Origin of the sequence: Streptomyces sp. SID9727, from assembly GCF_010550605.1 — a bacterium.
Classification (GTDB): Bacteria; Actinomycetota; Actinomycetes; order Streptomycetales; family Streptomycetaceae; genus Streptomyces.
Genome location: NZ_JAAGNI010000189.1, coordinates 1 through 998 on the forward strand (window position 1 = coordinate 1; position 998 = coordinate 998).

The following is a 998-nucleotide window of genomic DNA, read 5'->3' on the forward strand; positions in this document are numbered from 1 at the left end:
TCGCCGCCCCCGCCGACATCGACGTGGCCGTCACGACGGGCCTCGGCTACCCGGTGGGCCCGCTGGCGTGGGGCGACCGGGTCGGCGCCGCCCGGATGCTGGAGCTGCACCGGGCGCTGTACGCGTCGACGGGCGACCCGCGCCACCGCCCGACGCGCTGGGTCGCGGAGCGGGCGGCGCTGGGCCTGGCGCTGACGGACCGGGGGACGTCGCCGGGGGACGTGCTCGGGGCCCCGTGACCGATTCGTACAAGACGGTCGGCCGGGGGCCCGCCTACGGTCGGTCCATGACTCCACGACTCGACGCGATCTCCCTCACCGCCGCCGACCTGCCCGCATCCCTCGCCTTCTACCGCCGGCTGGGGCTCGACATTCCGGCCGGCGCGGAGTCCGCACCCCATGTGGAGGTGGTCCTGCCGGGCGGCGGGCGCCTGCTGTGGGACACGGAGGACGTCGTCCGCTCCTTCGACCCCGGGTGGAACCCGCCGTCCGGTGGGGACCGGCTCGGGCTCGCCTTCCTGTGCGACGGCCCGGCGGAGGTGGACGCGGTCTACGCGGACCTGACGGGCGCCGGCCACCGGGGCCACCTGGAGCCGTGGGACGCGGTGTGGGGGCAGCGGTACGCCGTCGTCCTCGACCCGGACGGCTGCGCGGTCTCGCTGTTCGCGCCCCTCGCGCCTCAGGAGCGGCCGAAGTAGGCGGTCAGGGTGGTGCCGGCCAGGTCGCGCATGTCCCGCGCCAGATGGGCCTGGTCGGCGCAGCCCGCCGCGAGCGCCGCGTCGGCGTACGGCAGCCCGGAGCGTACGAGGGCCAGGGCCCGCTGGAGGCGGAGGATCCGGGCCAGGGTCTTGGGCCCGTAACCGAAGGCGGTCAGGGAGCGGCGGTGCAGCTGGCGGGGCCCGAGCCCGGCGCTCCGGGCGGCGTCCGCGACGCTGCCGCCCGCGTCCAGGCACACGGCGACCGCGCGCATCGCCGGGTCCGGGGGCGAGGTCCGGGCCG

General features: G+C 77.8%; 3 protein-coding genes. 2 read left to right on the forward strand and 1 reads right to left on the reverse strand.

The window, feature by feature from the left end:
* Both G3I41_RS12865 and G3I41_RS12870 read left to right on the forward strand, forming a co-directional pair.
* A partial coding sequence (locus G3I41_RS12865) for a 3-hydroxyacyl-CoA dehydrogenase family protein (protein WP_239081600.1) occupies nucleotides 1-239 on the forward strand: 239 nt, incomplete at its 5' end.
* A gap of 47 nt (nucleotides 240-286) precedes the next feature.
* Entirely contained in the window at nucleotides 287-697 is a 411-nt protein-coding gene (locus G3I41_RS12870) for a VOC family protein (protein WP_203600889.1), read from the forward strand.
* On the opposite strand, the gene G3I41_RS12875 is transcribed toward G3I41_RS12870, so the two are convergent.
* Nucleotides 679-998, reverse strand: a 320-nt coding sequence (locus G3I41_RS12875) for a helix-turn-helix domain-containing protein (protein ID WP_164400347.1), incomplete at its 5' end; no start/stop codon positions are given. The two genes, G3I41_RS12870 and G3I41_RS12875, sit on opposite strands and share 19 nt — an antisense overlap.